Source organism: Pseudomonas sp. TWR3-1-1 (assembly GCF_049896545.1).
In the GTDB taxonomy this organism is placed as follows: Bacteria; Pseudomonadota; Gammaproteobacteria; order Pseudomonadales; family Pseudomonadaceae; genus Aquipseudomonas; species Aquipseudomonas weihenstephanensis.
Map to the genome: position 1 here is coordinate 1 of NZ_JAFCUO010000004.1, position 20,182 is coordinate 20,182.

Below are 20,182 nucleotides of genomic sequence, written 5' to 3' on the forward strand. Positions count from 1 at the left end.
CTACGGGCCAAGTACGGGCTGCTAACAGATGACTGGCGCGATGACTTGGCCAAGGGCTTTGCGGAGTGCTTTCGCGTGTTGGCCACTGACGGAGTATTGATCTTCAAGTGGAACGAAACACAGGTAAAGGTCAGCGAAATACTGGCCCTAACTGATCAGCAGCCTCTGTTTGGCCATAAGTCCGGCAAGCGTGTGAACACGCACTGGATGACGTTTATGAAGCGCTAACCCTCAGTTCCAAGCCCAACCCTTACTCCAAAAACTATCCAGCCTTAACTGGCGTGGCGAGGTATCCCTATGCAAGCCGCAGAAGAGCTTCCCGAAATACATCCTTTCGACAAAGTGCCCGAAGCCAAAATGGCTGAAATCCTGGGCACCACGGCGCGAGCACTTGAAAGCAAACGCGCGCGGGGCGTTATCCCTAATGGCGTCTGGAACAAAATTAACAATCGGATCTTTTACAGTGTCAGGAGATATGAAGCATGGCTGGAAAGTCTATGGGACTGCCCGCAGGGGTTGAATTCGCTAACAGTTCAATCCGGGTCCGCTTCTATTGGAATGGGCGGCGATATTGCGAAACGACTCCCTATCCCCAGACGGCCAAAGGGATCAAGTCAGCCACAGCTTTACGTGCTCAAGTAGTCAGCTTGATTAAGCTCGGGATTATGGATGAACAACGCTATTGCGAGTTATTCCCTTCTTCCATACAAGTTTCACGGTCGACCAGCCCTACGCTGTTTGAGTACGCGCAAGACTGGCTGGACAGTCGCGAGATCGCCAAAGGAACGCGTAAAAACTATCTCAGCAGCCTTAACCTGTACTGGATGCCCCACTTGGCCAGGCGGCCAGTGGACCAAATAACATCGGCAGAGCTTCGCAAACTGATTGTGAAGATAAAGTGGTCCACGCCTTCGGTAAAACGCTCAGCCATGAACAGGCTCGGCGCCATTCTGAATACAGCGGTGCTTGATGGCATGATCGAACGCAATCCGCTGGCGTCGATTGAGCTGCCTAAGAGACTCAATAAGGACGTAGACCCTTTCGAACAATCAGAAGTGGAGCTGATCATTGCTCATCTCTACAAAGAGGCATCGCCTTTTACGCGCATTTACGCAGCTTATTTCGAGTTCGCCATGTTCACCGGGATGCGTCCGTGCGAAATCATGGCCTTACGCTGGGACGAGATAGACGAAGATAAGCGTACTGCCCGAATTTGCCGGATCGTCGCCGATCGTCAGATTCGCGAGCGTGTGAAAAACAAAAAAGTCCGGGTGGTGCTTCTAAACGAGCGAGCCATGAAGGCCCTGGCCGAAGCAAAAGCCAACGCTGAACACCGCGCCACGCGTGAAATGCAGCACGCTCACTCCCCATACGTTTTCCCTCCCAGCAAGGGAAATGAGTTCGTCAACGAGACCAGCGTTCTGCACAAGCACTTCAAGCAGGCGCTTATCGCCCTATCGTTACGCGAGCGACCCCAGTACAATTGCCGCCATACATACGCGACCCTATGCCTGATGACGGGAATGAATCCTGCTTTCATCGCAAATCAACTTGGGCATAGCGTGCAAATGCTGCTGTCCACCTATGCCAGATGGATCAGTTCTGCTTCAGACTGGAATGAAATTTCCAAGCTCGGAATGTCGGAAATGGGTACTAAATAGGTACTGGCGCACCTCTCGCAACTCTGTAACCCCCGCAGGATAACCCTTTGATTTCTACAGCTAACATCACGATGCAATTCGGCGCTAAGCCGCTTTTTGAGAACGTTTCAGTCAAGTTTGGCGCGGGCAACCGCTATGGCTTGATCGGTGCCAACGGGTGCGGCAAGTCCACTTTCATGAAGATCCTCGGCGATGATCTTGAGCCGTCTGGCGGCCAGGTCATGCTGGAGCCGAACGTGCGTCTGGGTAAGTTGCGCCAGGATCAGTTCGCCTACGAAGAATTCACCGTGCTCGACACCGTGATCATGGGTCACGAAGAGCTGTGGAAGGTCAAGGCCGAGCGCGATCGTATCTATTCACTGCCCGAAATGACGGAAGACGACGGTATGGCCGTCGCTGAACTCGAAACCGAGTTCGCCGAAATGGACGGTTACACCGCTGAATCGCGCGCCGGTGAGTTGCTGCTAGGTCTGGGTATCGGTATCGAACAGCACAATGGCCCGATGAGCGAAGTCTCGCCAGGCTGGAAGTTGCGTGTTCTGCTGGCTCAGGCGCTGTTCTCCGATCCTGAAGTATTGCTGCTCGACGAACCGACCAACCACTTGGATATCAACACTATCCGCTGGCTGGAAAACATTCTGACGCAGCGTAACAGCCTGATGATCATCATTTCTCACGATAGACACTTCCTGAACAGTGTCTGCACCCACATGGCTGACCTGGACTACGGCGAACTGCGTCTGTTCCCGGGCAACTATGACGAGTACATGACGGTCGCCACCCAATCGCGCGAGCAACTGCTGTCAGAAAACGCCAAGAAAAAGGCTCAGATCAACGAGCTGCAAGCGTTCGTCAGCCGCTTCTCGGCTAACGCCTCGAAATCCAAGCAGGCCAGCTCCCGCGCCAAGGCGATCGACAAGATCACTCTGGCCGAAGTCAAACCTTCGAGCCGTGTCAGCCCGTTCATTCGTTTCGAGCAAAACAAAAAGCTGCACCGTCAGGCTGTAATTGTCGAGCAGATGGCCAAAGGCTTTGATGGCAAGACGCTGTTCAAGGACTTCAGTTTCACCGTTGAAGCTGGCGAGCGCGTAGCGATCATTGGCCCGAACGGTATCGGCAAAACCACCTTGTTGCGCACCCTGGTCAACGAACTGACTCCGGATGCCGGTACTGTGAAGTGGACCGAAGCCGCTGAGCTGGGTTACTACGCCCAAGACCATGCACATGACTTCGAAGACGACATGACCCTGTTCGACTGGATGGGTCAGTGGACTCAAGGCGAGCAAATGGTACGCGGCACTTTGGGCCGCATGCTGTTCTCCAACGATGACATTCTCAAGTCGGTAAAAGTGATTTCCGGTGGTGAGCAAGGTCGCATGCTGTTCGGCAAGCTGATCCTGCAAAAAGCCAACGTGTTGATCATGGACGAACCGACCAACCACTTGGACATGGAATCCATCGAAGCGCTGAACCTGGCGCTGGAAAACTACCCGGGTACGCTGGTTTTCGTCAGCCACGACCGTGAATTTGTGTCCTCGTTGGCCACTCGCATCATTGAGTTGAGCCCAAGCGGCGTGATCGACTTCAGCGGCACGTACGATGACTACCTGCGTAGCCAAGGCGTCGTGTTCTGATTCAAGGCACCCTGCGACCTTAATAGCATCATCAAAAAAACCGTCCTCGTGACGGTTTTTTTGTGAGCTGACGTTCGTAGCAAATAGTTAGCCTGCTTTCTTTTATCGCCCGCGCACGCCATCATGCGCGCCATCGAAGATTGTTAGCCGGAACGCCCGCCATGCCTGTGCAACACCCCTCGCCCACACCTTGCGGGTCAGTCACTCTACAAATTTTGTCCATCGTTTTTTATACCTTCATCGCCTTCCTTTGCATTGGTTTGCCCATCGCGGTTCTGCCCGGCTATGTTCACGATCAGCTTGGTTTCAGCGCTGTAGTCGCAGGTTTAGCCATTGCCTCGCAATACCTCGCCACCTTGCTCAGCCGCCCCTTTGCTGGCCGTCTGGTGGACAGCCTGGGCACTAAACCCGCCATTGTTTATGGCTTGAGCGGCATCGCCATCAGCGGTGTGCTGACCGCCATTGGCGTGTTGCTGGAGCAATGGCCACTGCTTAGCCTGAGCATCTTGCTCATGGGGCGGGTTTTTCTGGGCGTGGCACAAGGCTTGATCGGCGTGGGGACAATAAGCTGGGGCATCGCCCAAGTCGGCTCTGAGCATACCGCTCGGGCCATCGCCTGGAATGGCATTGCGTCATACGGAGCAATTGCGGTTGGCGCCCCCGTGGGTGTGCTGATGGTTGACCAATGGGGTTTTTTCAGTGTGGGCATCGGCCTGTTGGCCTTGGCCTTAAGCGCTCTAGGGTTAATTCGAAAGCGGGTTGCCGCGCCTGTCATACCCGGCAAACGCCTGCCCTTTTGGTCAGTTTTCGGCTTGATCGCGCCCCACGGGCTGAGCCTGATGTTGGCCTCGATTGGCTACGGGACCCTGACCACGTTCATCACCCTGTATTACCTGGACCGTGGCTGGCCAGGCGCCGCGTATTGCCTGAGTATGTTTGGTCTGTGTTTTATCCTGGCGCGGCTGATATTTATCAACAGCATTAATCGCCTGGGTGGCTATACCGTGGCCATTGCATGCATGGCCATAGAAACCCTGGGACTCGGCCTGTTGTGGCAAGCCCCTTCCATCACATATGCCCTGGCGGGTGCCGGGCTGACCGGGTTTGGTTTGTCACTGGTGTATCCGGCCTTGGGGGTTGAGGCCGTCAAGCAAGTGCCCACCGCCAGCCGGGGCGCCGGGCTGGGTGCTTACGCTGTATTTTTCGATCTGGCATTAGCCATCGCGGGGCCGGTGATGGGGGCCATTGCCTTGAACATGGGTTACCCGTGGATCTTTTTCTGCGCTGCGGTTTTATGTGTGTTGGGACTCTTGTTGACCCTTGGATTATCAAAGCGCACGCGCTGTTGAGTCATTGATCTGCAGTGCGCAGGGCTGTTGGCGAAGGACTTTGCAAGGACTGGCGGAAAAATCGCCCCGCCTCCTCAATCAGGTCGCGGTGTATATCCTCGCGATCAACACCGTCTGCGTCGGTGCACAAACCGGGCATTATCGCCATTTGCTCGTCTGTACACGGCGCCATGAATACAAAGTGACCTGCGCCCGCAATCACTTTGAATTCGGGTGCCACCGGCAACTTGCGTGCGAGCGCATCGGCGTTTTTGTCCGGGAACACCAACGTATCGTCATCGCCACTGTAAAGCAGGACTGGCACATGGACATCTGCCAGCGTTTGGCGTCCGAACATCAGACTCAAGGGTGCCAGCAGCAGCAATGCATGCACCCGCGGGTCTGCGCTGGGGACAAGGTCGTCACGATCGGCGATCAACTCGCCCTGTGTGGTGCAAGCGTCACGGTCGTTCGGCCGCTCCTGGCAGTAACGGCGTAAACGCTCCAGATCAGGTTGCGCGCCCGCGAGGATCAGCGCGGTTTCTCCTCCGGCCGAGTAGCCCATGACGCCCACTTCATCACCCAGTACGTGGGGTGATAAATGGCGGTCATGCAAGGTCGCGCTGATCGCCGCGGATATCTGCATGGGCCGCCCATACAAGTTGCTCAAGGTGCCAAGCCGACTGTGATCTTTATAGTTATCGCCGGGGTGGAGCACGGCAACCACGACAAAACCTTTACGCGCCAGCGCTGTGGCCAAGTCATGCAGGGCCAGAGGTGTTCCGGTATTGCCATGGGACAGCATCAACAACGGGTAATGCCCGCTGGCAATTTTGGCGTTTTCAGTGGCATCCACTTGATAGCTGCCTATTCGGCTACTGCCCTCTTTCGCCGTAGAGGGGTAAAAGGCAAGCGCGTGCATCGGCTGATGATCCAGCGGGTCCTGAAAACTCAGGCGATGAAAACCCACACTCCACTGCAAGAGCGGTTCAGCTCGCACGATTAAAGGGCAGCTCGACAATAAAAAAACCATAACCGCACACAGACGCATCATGGAGGCTCACCTTGGTGAAGGCTTAGCGTGAGAGTTGATGCCAAAACGTAGTGTTTGGTCTGGGCATAACCCACGCCAGCATCTTTCAGGCCAGAAGCAAAAAACTCCGTACCTTGGCCATGTATAGATGGCCAGAATACAGAGTTTAGTGTGTACGGCGTGCCTGCAAAGCTTACGCGACGCTGAACAAGCCTTCGCTAATGTGCGCGTGTGCATCATTCATGGCTTTGCTGCGAACATCGTCGCCGTAAGCCAGACCGTGAGCGCGAACAAACTCGATATCAGTGATGCCCAGAAAGCCCAACATCACTTTCAAATAGTCGTCATGTGCCGAACCGGTAGGCTGGCCCACGTGCAGGCCGCCTGAGGTGGAGACCACGATGACCTTTTTGTTAGCGCAAAGCCCTTCAGGCCCGGCGTCGGCGTAACGGAAGGTCTGACCTGCCACGGCAATACGATCAATCCACGCTTTGAGCTGGGTCGGGATGGTGAAGTTGTACATCGGTGCGCCAATCACGACCGCATCGGCAGCCAAGAACTGCGCCAAGGTATCTGCGCTCAATTGTGCTTCATGCTTCTGTGCTGCATCGCGCAGTTCAGCCGGGGTGGCGGCGGCCACCAGCGTAGCGGACGAAAAGTGTTCAATCGCTTCAGCCGCCAGATCGCGGTAGCTGACTTCAATGCTCGGATCGGCGGCTTTCCAGGCGCCAACCACTTCACGGCTCAACTGACGCGACGCTGAGTTGTCGCCCAAAATGCTCGAATCGATATGCAACAGTTTCATGGTGATCTCCACAAATGAGGATCGCCGCCGGGCGATCAAGTGGCAGTGATACTACCGATGAAAGCAATCGACGATAAGTCGTCCATTGTGTGATAGTTCGTCCCACTTGTAGGACGATGAGAAAACTCATGCAGGATCTTAACGATCTCTATTACTTTGCCAAGGTGGTCGAAGCCGGCGGGTTTGCCGCTGCGGGCCGGCTACTGGGTATCCCCAAGTCACGCTTGTCGCGCCGGGTCGCCGAGCTTGAGGAACGCTTGGGCGCGCGTCTGTTACAGCGCACCACCCGCCAACTCAAACTTACAGCCGTGGGTGAACGTTACCTGCGCCACTGTCAGGCGATGCTGCTTGAAGCCGAGATGGCTGACGAGGCCGTCGCCAGCATGTCCAGCGAACCGCGCGGGCCGTTGCGGGTGTCATGCCCGGTGGGACTGGCGCATGAATTCATGCCCGAGGTCATTAGCGCGTTTTTGCGCGCCTACCCTCAGGTACAGCTGGAAATGATCCTGCTCAATCGTCGGGTTGACCTGATCACCGAGGGCATTGACGTAGCGATGCGTGTGCGCGAGCTGGGGGACGAAGACCCATTGTTGGTCACGCGGCGCCTGCGTCAGGCGCAGACCGTCATGGTGGCAAGCCCCGAGTTTGCCCGTGAATGGCCCATCAGTACCCCGAATGACCTGAAGCAGGTCCCGGTTTTAGGTGCCCTGGAGGCTGATCGCATGGTTCACCTGCGCATGCTGGATCAACAGGGCAAGCCTTGCGACCTGGTGCTGCAAGCGCGGTTAGGCATTGATGACTTTATTGTGCGCAAAGCCTGCACCCTGTCAGGGATGGGTTTCACCGTGCTGCCCATGATGTATTGCGAGCAGGAATTGCACACAGGCCAACTGGTGCAATTGCTGCCCAAATGGTCACTGCCGGGTGGCTGGCTGCACGCGGTTTACCCGCATCGGCGCGGTGTCATGCCCGCAGTACGCGCCTGGATCGAACATCTGGTCGAATCATTTGAACGCTGTGGAGACAAGCTTCTATGAGCGCTAACAAGATGAGTAAAGAAGAGGTCGCTGCGTATTGCCGCAGCCTGCCGGGCGTCAAAGAAGACATTAAGTGGGGAGGTGTTCATGTGTTCTTTGTTGACCAGAGCAAGATGTTTGCGCTGTTCAACCTGAATCAGGACGGGCTGTCATTTAAAGTCGAAAAAGACCTGTTTCTGGGCTATGTCGACCGACCCGGTATACATCCCTCGCCGTATCTGGCGCGGGCGCACTGGATCAACATGAAAACACCCTACCCGATGGCCACCGCAGAACTGCAAGACTTGCTGCGCCGTTCTCATCAGTTGGTGGTGGGTAAACTGCCGAAAAAACGTCAGATCGGCTTATTGCTCTGACGTTTTTGCGCAGTGCCCTACAGATCAATAAACGTCATTTTCAAGAACAGCACATCAATCCAGAGTGCTTGATGCGCCGCGACGATCAACCAGAACCACACTTGGTAGGAGACTTTGCGGGTTTTGTGGCGAAACACGTGTTGCGCCACACACGCTCCAGGCCATCCCCCCAACAACTCCACCCCATGCAGGACGTTCTCCGGCGTACGCCAGCGGCCTGCTCTGGCCTGTTGCTTGTCATACCCATAAAAGCCGAATGCCAGCGCGCTGGCGATGACGTACACCAATAACGGCACGCGGGTGACGCCGGTGACCAGCAGCATCACCGCGCCACCCACCGGCAACGCGCACAGCAGGGCAAAAATCACTAGCTTGAGCTTCACCCCACGAACCGGCCCGGAGTAATGCGCCGGCTCGCGCCCAGGGGGCTGACGCTGTTTGACGGGTGTTCTCACGCAGACGCTGCCGACCAGTCAATCCAGCCAAACTGCCAGGTGGCCAAAATCAGCAGACCAAAGACAATGCGATACCAGGCAAAGGCCGCATAACTGTGACTGGAAATAAACTTCAACAAGGCACGTACGGCAATCATCGCGAAGATAAACGAGGTCACAAAGCCAATGGCAAACACCGGCAAATCATCCGGTTGAAACAGGTGTCGGTACTTGTAACCGGAATACACCGCTGCACCGACCATGGTCGGCATCGCCAGAAAAAACGAAAATTCAGTCGCAGCCTTGCGCGACAAACCAAACAACAAACCGCCAATGATGGTCGAGCCCGAACGCGACGTGCCGGGGATCATTGCCAGGCATTGGGCGAAACCGATCTTGACGGCGTCCTTCCAGGTCATGTCATCCACGGTTTCTGCGTGGATCACATGCTGGCGACGTTCGGCCCATAGCATGATGACCCCGCCGATGACCAAGGCTGTGGCCACGGTGATCGGGTTGAACAGGTACTCATGAATGGTATCGGCGAAAATCACGCCCAGCACCACGGCGGGCAGTACAGCAATTATCAAGTTGACGGTAAAACGACGTGCCTGCGGCTGTGTGGGCAAGCCGGTGACGACGTCCAGAATCTTGCGCCGAAACTCCCAGACCACGGCCAGAATCGCGCCGAGCTGAATAATGATGTTGAACGCCATCGCCCGCTCACCGCCAAAGTTGAGCAAGTCGGCAACGATGATTTGGTGGCCCGTACTGGAAATCGGCAAAAATTCCGTCAGGCCTTCTACTACGCCGAGTATCAACGCCTGTGCGGCAGTCCAAAGATCCATTGTTCCCCCATAAAGCCCCGCATCATGCCGAGCTGATAAGTCATTAGTGAGTGTCTGCAACCGCTGCCGCGGGGTGGGTTACAGCCGTGGATTTTCGCCAGTGCGATGTGAAAAAAGTGTCAGAAATCAAGAAACATACAGGTTTTGCGATTTCGGCCGAGATCCTATCAGACACATCCGACTTTCGCTGCTATGACATTAGACCCAAGTCGCATGGGCCACACCCGCCAAGCGTGCTTGGATGCTAGTCAGTGTCGACTACAAGAAGAAAAACAAGGAGTGACCGTTTTATGAATACCTTACGCAGGTTGTCCATCAGCCGTCGTTTGTGGCTGATTTTGATCGTGGCCATGGCCATGCTGCTGGCGTTGGGTTTGTTGATGCTCAAACAGATCCATGACGATCTTTATCAGGGCAAAGTCCAGAAAACCCAGCATGTCGTACAGACTGCCAGCGGCATTCTCAATTACTACCATGGGCTGGAAACGGCAGGCTCCTTGAGCCGCGAAGCCGCACAACAGCAGGCGTTGAGCGTGATCAGCCAGTTGCGCTACGACCACGATGACTACTTCTGGATCAATGACCTGCGCCCCTACATGGTCATGCACCCCACCAACCCCAAACTGGATGGCAAAGACCTTTCGGCAATCAAAGACCCGGACGGTTTTGCGATATTCAGCGAAATGGCGTCGCTGGCCAAAGCCAAAGGCGCGGGCATGGTCGATTACCGCTGGCCAAAACCCGGCTCTGACGCCCCGGTGCAAAAAACCTCCTACGTCCAACTGTTCGAGCCGTGGGGGTGGGTCATGGGGTCGGGGGTGTACATCGATGACATGCAGGCCGAGTTTTGGGGGCAAGTCTGGAAAGCCTGCTGGGCCGGGCTTGGCATCGCGCTGATCATGGCCGCACTGGTGACGGTGATTGCGCGCAGTATCGTGCGTCCGCTGCAAGACGCCGTGCAGGCTATGGCCAACATCGCCAGTGGCGAAAGCGATCTGACCCGCAGCCTGGACACCCACGGGCAGGATGAAGTCACCGAACTGGCGCAGCATTTCAACGCGTTTGCCGCCAAGTTGCGCAATGTGGTCAGTCACCTGCAATCCACGGCCACGGCACTGGACCAGTCCTCCACTGAGCTAGGCAACGATGCCACTGATGCTCAACACCGTTGCCAGCAACAGGCGCTGCAAATGGATCAAGTGGCGACGGCGATCAACGAAGTCACCTACGCCGTGCAGGATGTGGCCAAAAACGCTGAGCACGCAGCCAGCGAAATGCGCGGTGCTCAGGAGCAGGCCGAACAAGGCCAGCACAACATTGACAGCAGCCTGCAACAGATCGGCGACTTGTCGGGCACGATCAACCAGGCCGTCGAGGTGATTCGCACCCTGGCCTCGCAAAGCAGTGAAATCAGTACGGTGCTGGAGGTGATCCGTTCGATCGCCGAGCAAACCAACCTGCTGGCACTCAATGCGGCCATTGAAGCGGCCCGTGCCGGTGAGCAAGGTCGCGGTTTTGCCGTGGTGGCAGACGAAGTCCGGTTGCTGGCCCAACGCACGCAAAAGTCCACTGCAGACATTCAGACCATGATCGAGGGGCTGCAAAAACACTCCGAAGCGGCGGTCAATGTCATCGCCAGCAGCAGCCGCGCATCACAGTCAACCATCGAGCAAGCGACGTTGGCCGGGCAAAGCCTGAGCAGTATTGGTCAGGCCTTGAACAATTTGAATGGTCTGAACGCCTCGATTGCCAGTGCCACCTTGCAACAGGCGCATGTGGTCGAAGACATCAACCAAAACGTGACCCAAGCCGCTGGCTTGTCGCAAAGCACGGCACAGGCGGCCGAGCAATCGAGCGCTGCCAGTGTTCATCTCAAGGAATTGAGTGTGCAGTTGAACAATCTGTTACGTCAGTTCAAGGTCTGACGTGCGCCGCGGCGCAGACCTACTCTGCGCCGCGGTAGTGATCGGTCAGGCGATCACAATGTCCGCGCCACCAAGATGGGCCAGGCCCACGCCCACCAACGTGACCGAGCTGTCACCAAAACTCAGTACGGTGTCGGCGCCCGATGCACGGGCATGTGCCCGGTAATCGGCGTTGTAACCGCCCTCCACGCCCAAAAACACCAATGTATCGTTGCCTTGATAGCCCTTGAGCGTGTCATGCCCGAAATCACCGGTGAACACAAAGGTGTTATGCCCCCCCGCCGCCTCTAGCAGGTCATCCCCCGCCCCACCAATGAACACATGCTGGCCCAGCGTGCCGATCAAATGATCATTGCCGCCCTGCCCGATCAGCCAGTCACCCTTGAGCTGGGCCTTGAGCGTACTGTCAGCGGTGCTGGCAGTGACTGAATGGGTGTAATCGCTGCGGGTGTTGCCTGTCCACAACCCGTCGTCTGCCACCCGGTGCGTGACCGACTGGCGGATGCCCAGCCAATTGGGTTCCTCGCTCACCAGCATGCTGATGTCGTGGGTCAATGTGATTGCGCCCTGAGCGTCGCGCACATACACCGTGCCCTGCCCGTCATTCACCACATCGACCTTGCTCAAAGACGTTTGCAACTCCAGCGTATTGATGCCTTTGCCCCCCACAATGATGTTGTAACCGCCACTGTCACGGAACGTGTCGTTGCCATCTCGCCCTTCAAGGAAATCATTGCCGCGCCCCCCTTGAATCAAGTCATTGCCATCGCTGCCAATAATCAACGTGGTGCCGGTGTGCGTTTGAGCATTGCGATTGAGGTCTTGCACCCAGGTGGTTGCCCGGGCCGGATCGGACAGGTTGGCGACGACGATGGTCGAGTCCTTGTACGTCAGGTCGTAGAACGCCGAATCGACGATACGGTTCATGCCGCTTTCGTAGCCACTGGGCAAATGCGTGACCCACGTCGACACATTGACGATAGAAAACGGCATCACATTCCACAGGGTTGAGGCGTAATGGTCGTTGAAGCTCACGATGTTGTTGGTCGCCGACGGCTGATGCGCGTCATGAACGCCCAATGACGACAGGCTGAAATCCGAACCGTCGAGCGCTCGAAACACCGGGTCGTTCTCGTAACCTATGTTCAACACGTTGTGCGTGTTTTCACTTTGGGTCGGTGACGCGAACGCCACGTAGCGCGCGTCCTGATAAAAGCCTGACCACCGGTCAGCACTCAGGTCGGCCAGGCTGTTGACCGCCAACCCGCCCAGACTATGGCCGCTGACTAAAATATCCTTACCACTTAAACCATGTGCCGAGGCAAAGGCTGCAACGTTGCCCAGCAACGCGTTAAATGCGTTGCCTGTGTAGTTTTTGGCGTAATCGGCAGGGCCGATCGCCGCCAGCAGGTCGCTGATGGCATCGCCAATAGAATCGCTAATCAACGATTCTCGTGGGCCACTGGTGCCACGAAAACCGATGCCGATTGAAGTTAAATGCCCATCTGCTGCGTATTTGCCCAGTATTTCTACCTGAGCGGTGTCGTAGCCTTTCTTTTCGCCGAAGAAGGTCCCGCGCTGGTCGACCTTTCCCGCGTAGCCCAATTGCTCAGCGCTGATAGGTGTCCACCCGGCTTTCTCGACCGCTTCACGCGCCAGCTTTTCGGAATCCGGGTTCCACGGGATACCAGGCACCACCCCTTGCGCGTCCACGCCACCCAACACCGCCTTGACCAGCGTGGCAGGCAAGCCGGTGCCCATACCGTTTTTCTGATAACCGACTGCAAAGCCGTTATCGAGGTTGTGATAGCTGTACAACGTGATTGCCAACGCATCGTTGAACAGCGCCGCCGAAGCCTCTGCTCCCACATCCTTGTAGTCAAAAACAGCCATGGTGTTGCACTCCTCTGGGTAAAAACTAATGAGCGTTCAGCGGCTGGACAAACGCCTCATCGACACGCGCAAGGTCTTGTTCGCGCAGGGTGCCCGCATAGAAATGCAGCTTGGTCCACGCCAATAAGTAGTCATAACGGGTTTGCGCCAGATCACGTCGCGTGCTGTAGAGCTGCTGCTCGGCATTCAGTGCATCCAGGTTGACCCGCTCACCGCCCAAAATGCTTTGCCGGGTGGAGACCACTAACGCCTCGGCCGAGACCAGGGCTTTTTGATAGGCGCGCAGCTTGCTGACCCCCGACTGACAGGCATTGAATTGACGGCGCAGTTCGATCAGCGTTTCGCGGGTTTTGCCTTCCAGCTCGTATTCGACTTGCGACAAATTGCTGCTGGCCTGGCGCACCGAGGCCGAGACCCCGCCGCCCGCATACAGCGGCAGGTTGATTTCAATACCAATGGTATTGGTGTCATAACGCTGGTTGTAGGTGTTGCCGCTTTCAGACTCCATCTTGCGCACACTGGCATAAGCGTTGAGCTTGGGCAGATGGCCGGCGCGGTTGCGCTCGACTTCATAACGCGCCACTTCCAGCGCTTCACGTTGCGAGGCTAATGCCGGGTTATTGGCCAGCGCCAGGTCGTGCCAGGTCGAGAAATTGGCAGGTTCAAGGGCGAAAGTGCCGAAGTTATGGGCCAGCGGCGTGAGTTGATCAATGTCGATCAGCGGCTGGCCAATCAGCGCACCCAGTTCGCGCAACGCCGCGTCTTGCTCATCGCGGGCCTGGATTTCCTCGGCGGTGGCCAATTCATAGCGCGATTCGGCTTCAAGAATGTCCGTGCGCGTGCCCTCGCCTTGGCGAAACAGGTGTTCGTTCTGCCGCAATTGTTGCTCGTAGGCTTTTTTCTTGGCTTGTGCGTTGTCGATCTGATCCTGTGCAAACAATGCCTGCGTGTAATGCGTCAGCACCCGCACCAGCAGTTCCTGACTTTTACTGCGAAAGTTCTCATCGGCAAACAACGATTGCGCCACCCCCTTGCGGTAATTGGCGTAAGCCTCGTAGTCAATCAAGGGCTGTTGCAGCATGAACGTCGAGCCGTAGCTGCTGTAGTTGCGGTCTTCGTGGCGGTTGCCGTTTTCATTCAGATAGGTGGCTTTGGAGTTGTTGCGCCCCTTGTTGTAGTTGTACGACAACTTGGGCAGCAGGCCAGCACGGCCGATGATGCGGTTTTCCTGGCCTGCCTCGCGCTCCTTGATGGCCCCCAGAAACTCAGGGTCATTGCGTAATGCCTGTTCGTACACCTGAAACGGTCCCATCGCCTGTGCGCTAACGGCGATCCCCGCCCATAGCACCCACCCCAGGCACATCTTTGAAGCTGCTTTCATACGTCGCAATTTCCTATCGCTCAGTCAACGCAGAACCTGCGCGATCCAACAGTGGTTTAAACAGGTAGTTGAGCAGCGAGCGCTCGCCCGTGCGCACAAACATCTCAGCTGGCATGCCGGGTTTGATCACCAGGCCATTGAGTTTCTCCAGCGCCTGGTCACTCACCGAACTGCGCAGCACGTAGTACGGCATGCCGGTTTTTTCATCGAGCAACTGGTCGGCAGACACCAGACTGACGTGTCCGGACACGCGCGGGGTGCTGCTTTGGTTGAAGGCGGTGAACAGAATGTCCACCGGCAACTGATTACCGACCTTGTCCACGAGGTTCACGGGCAAGCGGCCTTCCACTTCCAGTCGTGTGCCCTGCGGCACGATCTCTAGCAGGGTTTCACCGGCCCGAATCACCGCGCCTTCGGTGTGCACACCCAGATTGACGGCAATGCCGTCGGCCGGTGCATTAATCGCACTGTGCTGGAGGTCAAAGTCGGCGGAGGCCAGTTGCTGCTCAAGGGTCAGGCTTTTGAGTTGTGCATCAGCCAACTGACTGCGCACCTCTTTTTGGTATTCATCAACGTGCTGCGCCAATTTAAGGCGCGATTCGAGAATCCCTTGCTCAATGCGACCGCTTTCACCCGCGTTTTGCGCCACATCCTGCTGTACCTGCGACAGCTGGCGCTCGTACTCCATCAACCGGTTACGCGGGATGTAGCCGTTTTCGGCCAAAGGACGAAGATTGATCAACTGTTGGCGCAAGGAATCGGCCTGAGCGCCCAAATCGCCGCGCGCTCGGCGCATACCGGCCAATTGTTGGGTCGCGCCCTCGATACTGGCTTTAAGCCCTGATTGCTCGCGGGCAAACGCCTCGCGACGGCTGCTGAACAGTTGCTGCTGACCTTCCAGTACCAATGCCAGTCGCGGGTCAGGGTTAGCGCTCAACTCGGGCGGAAAACTCACACGCTGCAAGTTGTCGCGCTCACTCTGCCAACGCGCCGTGCTGGCCCACGCCATGCGGTACTGCGCGCGCAACGATTGAACATCAGCGTCGATCTGGGTTTGATCGAGTTGAAACAGCGGCTCGCCCTGGCGCACCACCTGCCCTTCACGCACCAGGATTTGGCTCACAACGCCAGCCCCCAGCGATTGCACCGCCTTACGCTTGCCTGACACCACCACGGTGCCTTGAACCGGAATACCTTCATCCAGCGGCGCAAGGCTGGCCCATGCGAAGAAACTGCCTGCGCCGACAATGGTCAGAATCCAGCCCATGCGCACGTAAAATCCGGCGCCTCGCTCACAAGCCTTGGGTAATTTTTGATCATTCATGATAGGAGCGTCCTTGCTCATGCGCCTGTGCCCTGGGTCTGTGCCTGATGCGGGCGATTGATACTGACTGCCGAGCCATGTTGTTGCTGGACACTGGCCAGTGCTTTGAGGACCTCCGCGCTGGGGCCGAACACCTGAGTTCGCCCCTCATTAAGCACCAGCAATTTGTCAGCCTGAGCCAACGATGAGGACCGATGGGTGACCAGCACCACGGTGCTGCCCTGCGCCTTGAGTTGCGCAATGGCATTGGTCAACGCCGCATCACCCACCGCGTCCAGATTGGAATTGGGCTCATCCAGCACCACCAGACGCGGGCTGCCATAAAGCGCCCGCGCCAAGGCTACGCGTTGTTTTTGCCCGCCCGACAAACCGCTGCCGTTGTCCCCCAGCACCGTGTCGTAACCGTGCGCCAGGCGCAGAATCATCTCGTGAACACCGGCTTGCTGAGCGGCGGCCACCACGCGCTGGGGGTCGGGATCGCGAAAGCGCGCAATGTTTTGCGCGATGGAGCCACTGAACAGTTCGATGTCCTGAGGCAAATAGCCAATGTAGGGGCCCAACTGGTCGCGGTTCCACTGATGAATGTCGGCACCGTCGAGCCGCACCGTGCCCGCCAGGGTTGGCCATACGCCCACCAACACCCGCGCCAGCGTAGACTTGCCCGAACCTGATGCGCCCAACACGCCCAACACTTCGCCCGCATTGAGGCTAAAACTCACCTGATGCAAGGTCGGCACGGGGATGCCCGGCGGCGCAGCACTGACTTGCTCAAAACTGAGCTGGCCCTTAGGCGCGGGTAAGGCCATGTTGTCTTCAACCGAGGGGTGCTCACGCAACAAACCGTCAAGACGCTGATACGCCAACTTGGCGGAACTCCACTGCTTCCACACGGCAATCAATTGATCGATAGGGCTAAGCACGCGCCCCATCAGAATGGAACCGGCAATCATCATGCCCGCGCTCATTTCGCCTTGAATCACCAGTAAGGCACCAAGCCCCAACACCAATGACTGCAAGCACAAGCGCAGCGTTTTGCTGACTGACCCGATCACCGCGCCGGTGTCGCTGGCTTTGTTTTGCTCGGTTAAAAAGCGCGAATGCACGTTAAACCAGCGTTTACGTAAGACCCCCAACATGCCCATTGCCTGAATCGTCTCGGCGTTCTGCAAATGGCTGGTGGCCAATTGGCTGGACTGTTGTGAATACACGCTGGCCTGGCTCAAGGACTTGCGGGTCATGACCTCATTGACGCACGCCAGCACAATCAGCAGGGCCGCACCTGCCGTGGCAAAGACCCCTAGCCAGGTATTGAACATGAAGATCACAAACAGGTAGACCGGAAACCACGGCGCATCAAAAAACGCGAACAAGGCCGGGCCGGTGACGAATTGACGAATCAGCGTCAGGTCGCCTAACGCCTGCCCGGCATGGGCCTGGCCGCTGAACAGGTTACGCTCGAAGGCTGCACGGTAGACCTGCTGGTTAAAGCGGCGCTCCAATTGGCTGCCGATGCGAATAACGATAAAACTGCGCACTGTTTCCAGGGTGCCAATGAAGATAAAGAACCCCACGACCATCAACGACAACATGGCCAGGGTGGTGGTGTTTTGCGACGACAGCACCCGGTCATACACCTGAAGCATATAAATGGAGGGCACTAACATCAGAATGTTAATCAGCGCGGTAAAACAGCCGACACTGATCAGGATTTTTTTATAGTCAGCCAGCGCATGTATCAGGGGCGCGACGGGACTGCTCTTAAGGCGCTTCATGAATCTTCCTTGATCAATAAACTACTTATCCAAGACACGGGGTGGAGCATCGCGCAGCCCTCTCGACCTGCCAACTTGTTGATCGGCTCATCACTGCTCCGCTGTTATTGAACGAAACTGATCCGCCCTCACTCATGCACCTTAAAGCCACGCCCCTTACTTCACACTTTGTAAATGCGCACGCTTCATGACCAAGGGCTTACCGTCCTGCTCAAGACGCTCATAACGACCGGCCTCTATTAACGCTAAAAACATCGTTTTCGAATCGTCCTTACCGATAATCATCAGACCATCCGGGGTGGGGAACCACGTTGCGGGGGAACTTCCCAACCAGGGTGTGAGGCACTTAGCCTGCGCACTGAACGTTCCGTCTTGCTTGAGTTTTACCGTGCAGGTCTCATTTCCATTCTGTTGCAGATAAAACGTCCAATTGCCTGCCACTTGCGCAGGGCTTAACAACATCAATGAACTGGCCATAACACTCTCTGTGGTCAACAACAGCAATGCAGCGACACAGCCCATTGCCCTCGAAATTCTGGATGCAGTGCTCATACGACCTCGGCCTTGTGCCAGAGAGCAGCGCTTGCGCGCTGCTCATGAACCGACAGCTTTACGCGACGATGTCGTAAGTTGCCACTTGACCCACAGTGGTCACCAGGAAGTCAGCGACACCATGGCCGCTGAAGTCCACTTGCAGCGAGCCAGCGTTGCTAGCCTGGCTGTAGCTGACAATGGCATCACCGGCATGACCGGTAAACGCGTCAACAAAGTTCAGGCCACCCAGCTTGGTGATCGCCGTGAGGTCGATTTTGTCGAAGCCGCTCTGGAAGTCCTTGATGATATCGGCCGCTTTTGGCGTGGAGTCAGAAACCGCCCCAAACACGAACGTGTCAGAACCGGTGCCCCCCCACAGCTCGTCGGCACCGCCGCCGCCGCCATAAATGATGTCGTTGCCGGCACCCCCCTTGAGTACGTTGGCAGCATCGTTACCGATCAGCAGGTCGTTGCCCGAGCCGCCAATGGCATTTTCGATGGTCACGCCTTGGGCGATCGACACGTTACCGGTCATGCCGCCAACATCAGAGAACGAACCTGCGGTGAGGTTGATTTTCTGGTTTTGGCTGAAGCCCGAGAAGTCCAGCGTGTCATTACCGCCGCCGTCCCACACCGAGAAAATCAGCTTGTCGGTCGATGAGGTGGCGCTGTAGAAGTCACGGTCAGCCGTGGAGTTGAAACCGTAAACGGTGTCATCCGCACGGGTTTCCAGGTTGGCGCCATACAGCTTTTGCACAGCGGCAATATCATCGAGCAACGGGGCAGATGCGTACGCACCTTCACCGGTCTTGGTGAAGACCTGGCCCGTGTTCTTCTCACTCCAGTAGCTCATGACACTGTAGGCGCGGGTATCTTCGGCATACACCGCGTCACGGTAGGTCGGGTTGCCATTGCCGGCGTTGTAGTCGCCGGGGTGAGACAGGCCCAGGGTGTGGCCGATTTCGTGAGTCAGGGTCTGGCGACCGTAGTTGCCTTCGCCCGGAGTTTTATTGACTTGGTAGTCCTTGTTGATCAAGTACCACGACTCACCTTTGCGCGAGCTGTTTGGCAAGTAGGCAAAGGCTGCGCCGCCATTGCTGGCACTGAAGTTGGCGAATGTCATGTGACCATCGTCACCCCGGGCTGCCGGGCCTTCGGTGAAGGTCACTTTGGCCACGTCTGCCCATGACTCCAGCGACAGTTTGGCTTGCTCTTTTTGCAGTGCCGAGAACTGACTGAACGTGCCCAGACCACGGGAGGCATAGCCGACCGGTGGGGCTGTGAGGAACGTGTAGGTCAGGTTGATAACACCGTCGTTGTTGAGGTCGTGCCAGCTCGCACCGCTGCGAGTCAGTTGGTCAGCCACCTGGTCAACCGTGAACGAAGGCTTGCCATTGACCAGATGATCACCTCGATCATAGAAATGGCTGAAATTATCAATTTGAGTGAAGGCAGAACTGGTGCCGTTGGCAGCAAAGGTCTGGTTTACGGACAGTGCTGCTTTCTCTTTAAGTTTCGACATGTAAACATTTCCTTGTTTAGCAGTAGAAAAGTTTTGACAGACAACGACGATCCCTTGGCGAGATCGTCCTATCACTCGCCGTTAAATGGCCGGGCGAAGTTGCCACATTTTTAAATATTTAGTCCAGCACTTTTTTGGCGTCAAAATGCGATCAATCGGTAAGTAACCGAAAACATTGGAAGTTTTGCTGAAAGGTTTTTCTGCGACCAACAAAGCGTCTCTTTATATTCGTTTCAGGAATAACGATACACGTTAAAACAGCGGCTTGCCGTTCACTGGCTGACTGCACGGTCTAGTGCACCCACCTAAACTTTCAGGCGTGTCGTTCGTACTGCCCACCGGGCCGGCTTTCAACTTTTAGCGCCTGAAAATATGAGTCTTTAATAGCGATTTATCTTTACCGCGCGCCCGATATGCGCCGCATACAACGCTCCAAATGAGTGCAAATTAACAACTTGTTTTCTTATAAAAAACGTCGCTTATTTGTAAGTTTCAGACGCATCAAGTTATTTAAAAATGAACACCCACGGTCGACCACGTTATTAGTCACTTACCCCCGCGCCCAGTGAATACCCCTCACCGTTTTAGTGCAGAGCACGCACTCAACCCTCAGGAGGACCTGACGGAGCCAAGACACTTCATACCGCTAGGCCTGGGAATCGTCCTACAAACGGCACTTGACGATAGTGGGTGAT

At 56.3% G+C, this 20,182-nt stretch carries 16 protein-coding genes and 1 pseudogene; 7 read left to right on the plus strand and 10 right to left on the minus strand.

All coding sequences use genetic code 11. The annotated features are described in order from the left end of the window. The 4 genes and pseudogenes from ACP7A4_RS10860 to ACP7A4_RS10875 form a co-directional block, all read left to right on the plus strand. Positions 1-228: pseudogene (locus ACP7A4_RS10860) on the plus strand (SAM-dependent methyltransferase); the annotation flags it as partial. Between the two features lie 254 nt (positions 229-482). Then, entirely contained in the window at positions 483-1,661 is a 1,179-nt protein-coding gene (locus ACP7A4_RS10865) for a tyrosine-type recombinase/integrase (protein WP_048365790.1), read from the plus strand. A 47-nt stretch (positions 1,662-1,708) separates the two neighbouring features. After that, positions 1,709-3,295 (plus strand): ABC-F family ATPase, encoded by a 1,587-nt coding sequence (locus ACP7A4_RS10870; protein WP_082149463.1) that lies wholly within the window; start codon positions 1,709-1,711, stop codon positions 3,293-3,295. A gap of 161 nt (positions 3,296-3,456) precedes the next feature. Then, positions 3,457-4,644 carry an MFS transporter gene (locus tag ACP7A4_RS10875; RefSeq protein WP_426246765.1) on the plus strand — a complete coding sequence of 396 codons (1,188 nt, stop codon included), beginning with the start codon at positions 3,457-3,459 and terminating at the stop codon, positions 4,642-4,644. A 1-nt stretch (position 4,645) separates the two neighbouring features. Here ACP7A4_RS10875 and ACP7A4_RS10880 read toward each other — a convergent pair whose 3' ends face one another. After that, positions 4,646-5,677 (minus strand): alpha/beta hydrolase family protein, encoded by a 1,032-nt coding sequence (locus ACP7A4_RS10880; protein WP_426246767.1) that lies wholly within the window; start codon positions 5,675-5,677, stop codon positions 4,646-4,648. A gap of 172 nt (positions 5,678-5,849) precedes the next feature. After that, a complete protein-coding gene (locus ACP7A4_RS10885; RefSeq protein ID WP_426246769.1) occupies positions 5,850-6,461 on the minus strand; it encodes an FMN-dependent NADH-azoreductase in 612 nt (203 codons plus the stop codon). 128 nt (positions 6,462-6,589) lie between these two features. On the opposite strand from ACP7A4_RS10885, the gene ACP7A4_RS10890 reads away from it, so the two are divergent. After that, positions 6,590-7,498, plus strand: coding sequence for a LysR substrate-binding domain-containing protein (locus ACP7A4_RS10890; RefSeq protein ID WP_426246771.1), 909 nt, complete (start codon positions 6,590-6,592; stop codon positions 7,496-7,498). Then, positions 7,495-7,854, plus strand: a complete 360-nt coding sequence (locus ACP7A4_RS10895; protein ID WP_059761950.1) for an MmcQ/YjbR family DNA-binding protein — start codon at positions 7,495-7,497, stop codon at positions 7,852-7,854. Before ACP7A4_RS10890 ends, ACP7A4_RS10895 begins: the two co-directional genes overlap by 4 nt. Positions 7,855-7,871: 17 nt before the next feature. On the opposite strand, the gene ACP7A4_RS10900 is transcribed toward ACP7A4_RS10895, so the two are convergent. Both ACP7A4_RS10900 and ACP7A4_RS10905 read right to left on the minus strand, forming a co-directional pair. Next, the gene (locus tag ACP7A4_RS10900) at positions 7,872-8,309 is read right to left on the minus strand and encodes a DUF1294 domain-containing protein (protein WP_426246773.1); all 438 of its coding nucleotides are present in this window, start codon (positions 8,307-8,309) and stop codon (positions 7,872-7,874) included. Next, positions 8,306-9,136, minus strand: coding sequence for an undecaprenyl-diphosphate phosphatase (locus ACP7A4_RS10905; protein ID WP_059761952.1), 831 nt, complete (start codon positions 9,134-9,136; stop codon positions 8,306-8,308). Before ACP7A4_RS10905 ends, ACP7A4_RS10900 begins: the two co-directional genes overlap by 4 nt. Positions 9,137-9,426: 290 nt before the next feature. Between ACP7A4_RS10905 and ACP7A4_RS10910 the strand changes: the two genes are divergently transcribed. Then, entirely contained in the window at positions 9,427-11,061 is a 1,635-nt protein-coding gene (locus ACP7A4_RS10910) for a methyl-accepting chemotaxis protein (RefSeq protein ID WP_426246776.1), read from the plus strand. Positions 11,062-11,106: 45 nt separating this feature from the next. On the opposite strand, the gene ACP7A4_RS10915 is transcribed toward ACP7A4_RS10910, so the two are convergent. The 6 genes from ACP7A4_RS10915 to ACP7A4_RS10940 all read right to left on the minus strand — a co-directional run bounded on the left by ACP7A4_RS10915 (position 11,107) and on the right by ACP7A4_RS10940 (position 19,487). Beyond that, the gene (locus tag ACP7A4_RS10915) at positions 11,107-12,954 is read right to left on the minus strand and encodes a polyurethane esterase (protein WP_426246777.1); all 1,848 of its coding nucleotides are present in this window, start codon (positions 12,952-12,954) and stop codon (positions 11,107-11,109) included. 25 nt (positions 12,955-12,979) lie between these two features. After that, entirely contained in the window at positions 12,980-14,317 is a 1,338-nt protein-coding gene (locus ACP7A4_RS10920) for a TolC family outer membrane protein (protein ID WP_059761992.1), read from the minus strand. A gap of 31 nt (positions 14,318-14,348) precedes the next feature. Beyond that, the gene (locus tag ACP7A4_RS10925) at positions 14,349-15,659 is read right to left on the minus strand and encodes an HlyD family type I secretion periplasmic adaptor subunit (RefSeq protein WP_371260615.1); all 1,311 of its coding nucleotides are present in this window, start codon (positions 15,657-15,659) and stop codon (positions 14,349-14,351) included. 17 nt (positions 15,660-15,676) lie between these two features. Beyond that, entirely contained in the window at positions 15,677-17,431 is a 1,755-nt protein-coding gene (locus ACP7A4_RS10930; protein ID WP_203303447.1) for a type I secretion system permease/ATPase, read from the minus strand. 156 nt (positions 17,432-17,587) lie between these two features. Then, entirely contained in the window at positions 17,588-17,908 is a 321-nt protein-coding gene (locus ACP7A4_RS10935; protein WP_426246778.1) for an AprI/Inh family metalloprotease inhibitor, read from the minus strand. 133 nt (positions 17,909-18,041) lie between these two features. Beyond that, a complete protein-coding gene (locus ACP7A4_RS10940) occupies positions 18,042-19,487 on the minus strand; it encodes a serralysin family metalloprotease (RefSeq protein ID WP_426246780.1) in 1,446 nt (481 codons plus the stop codon). Positions 19,488-20,182: the final 695 nt, after the last annotated feature.

Bases quoted from the DNA above. Each gene is read 5' to 3' on its own strand.
- ACP7A4_RS10865 (WP_048365790.1), top strand. From the start codon at position 483: ATGGCTGGAAAGTCTATGGGACTGCCCGCAGGGGTTGAATTCGCTAAC.
- ACP7A4_RS10875 (WP_426246765.1), top strand. From the start codon at position 3,457: ATGCCTGTGCAACACCCCTCGCCCACACCTTGCGGGTCAGTCACTCTA.
- ACP7A4_RS10880 (WP_426246767.1), bottom strand. From the start codon at position 5,677: ATGATGCGTCTGTGTGCGGTTATGGTTTTTTTATTGTCGAGCTGCCCT.
- ACP7A4_RS10885 (WP_426246769.1), bottom strand. From the start codon at position 6,461: ATGAAACTGTTGCATATCGATTCGAGCATTTTGGGCGACAACTCAGCG.
- ACP7A4_RS10890 (WP_426246771.1), top strand. From the start codon at position 6,590: ATGCAGGATCTTAACGATCTCTATTACTTTGCCAAGGTGGTCGAAGCC.
- ACP7A4_RS10895 (WP_059761950.1), top strand. From the start codon at position 7,495: ATGAGCGCTAACAAGATGAGTAAAGAAGAGGTCGCTGCGTATTGCCGC.
- ACP7A4_RS10905 (WP_059761952.1), bottom strand. From the start codon at position 9,136: ATGGATCTTTGGACTGCCGCACAGGCGTTGATACTCGGCGTAGTAGAA.
- ACP7A4_RS10910 (WP_426246776.1), top strand. From the start codon at position 9,427: ATGAATACCTTACGCAGGTTGTCCATCAGCCGTCGTTTGTGGCTGATT.
- ACP7A4_RS10915 (WP_426246777.1), bottom strand. From the start codon at position 12,954: ATGGCTGTTTTTGACTACAAGGATGTGGGAGCAGAGGCTTCGGCGGCG.
- ACP7A4_RS10920 (WP_059761992.1), bottom strand. From the start codon at position 14,317: ATGTGCCTGGGGTGGGTGCTATGGGCGGGGATCGCCGTTAGCGCACAG.
- ACP7A4_RS10925 (WP_371260615.1), bottom strand. From the start codon at position 15,659: ATGAATGATCAAAAATTACCCAAGGCTTGTGAGCGAGGCGCCGGATTT.
- ACP7A4_RS10930 (WP_203303447.1), bottom strand. From the start codon at position 17,431: ATGAAGCGCCTTAAGAGCAGTCCCGTCGCGCCCCTGATACATGCGCTG.
- ACP7A4_RS10935 (WP_426246778.1), bottom strand. From the start codon at position 17,908: ATGGCCAGTTCATTGATGTTGTTAAGCCCTGCGCAAGTGGCAGGCAAT.
- ACP7A4_RS10940 (WP_426246780.1), bottom strand. From the start codon at position 19,487: ATGTCGAAACTTAAAGAGAAAGCAGCACTGTCCGTAAACCAGACCTTT.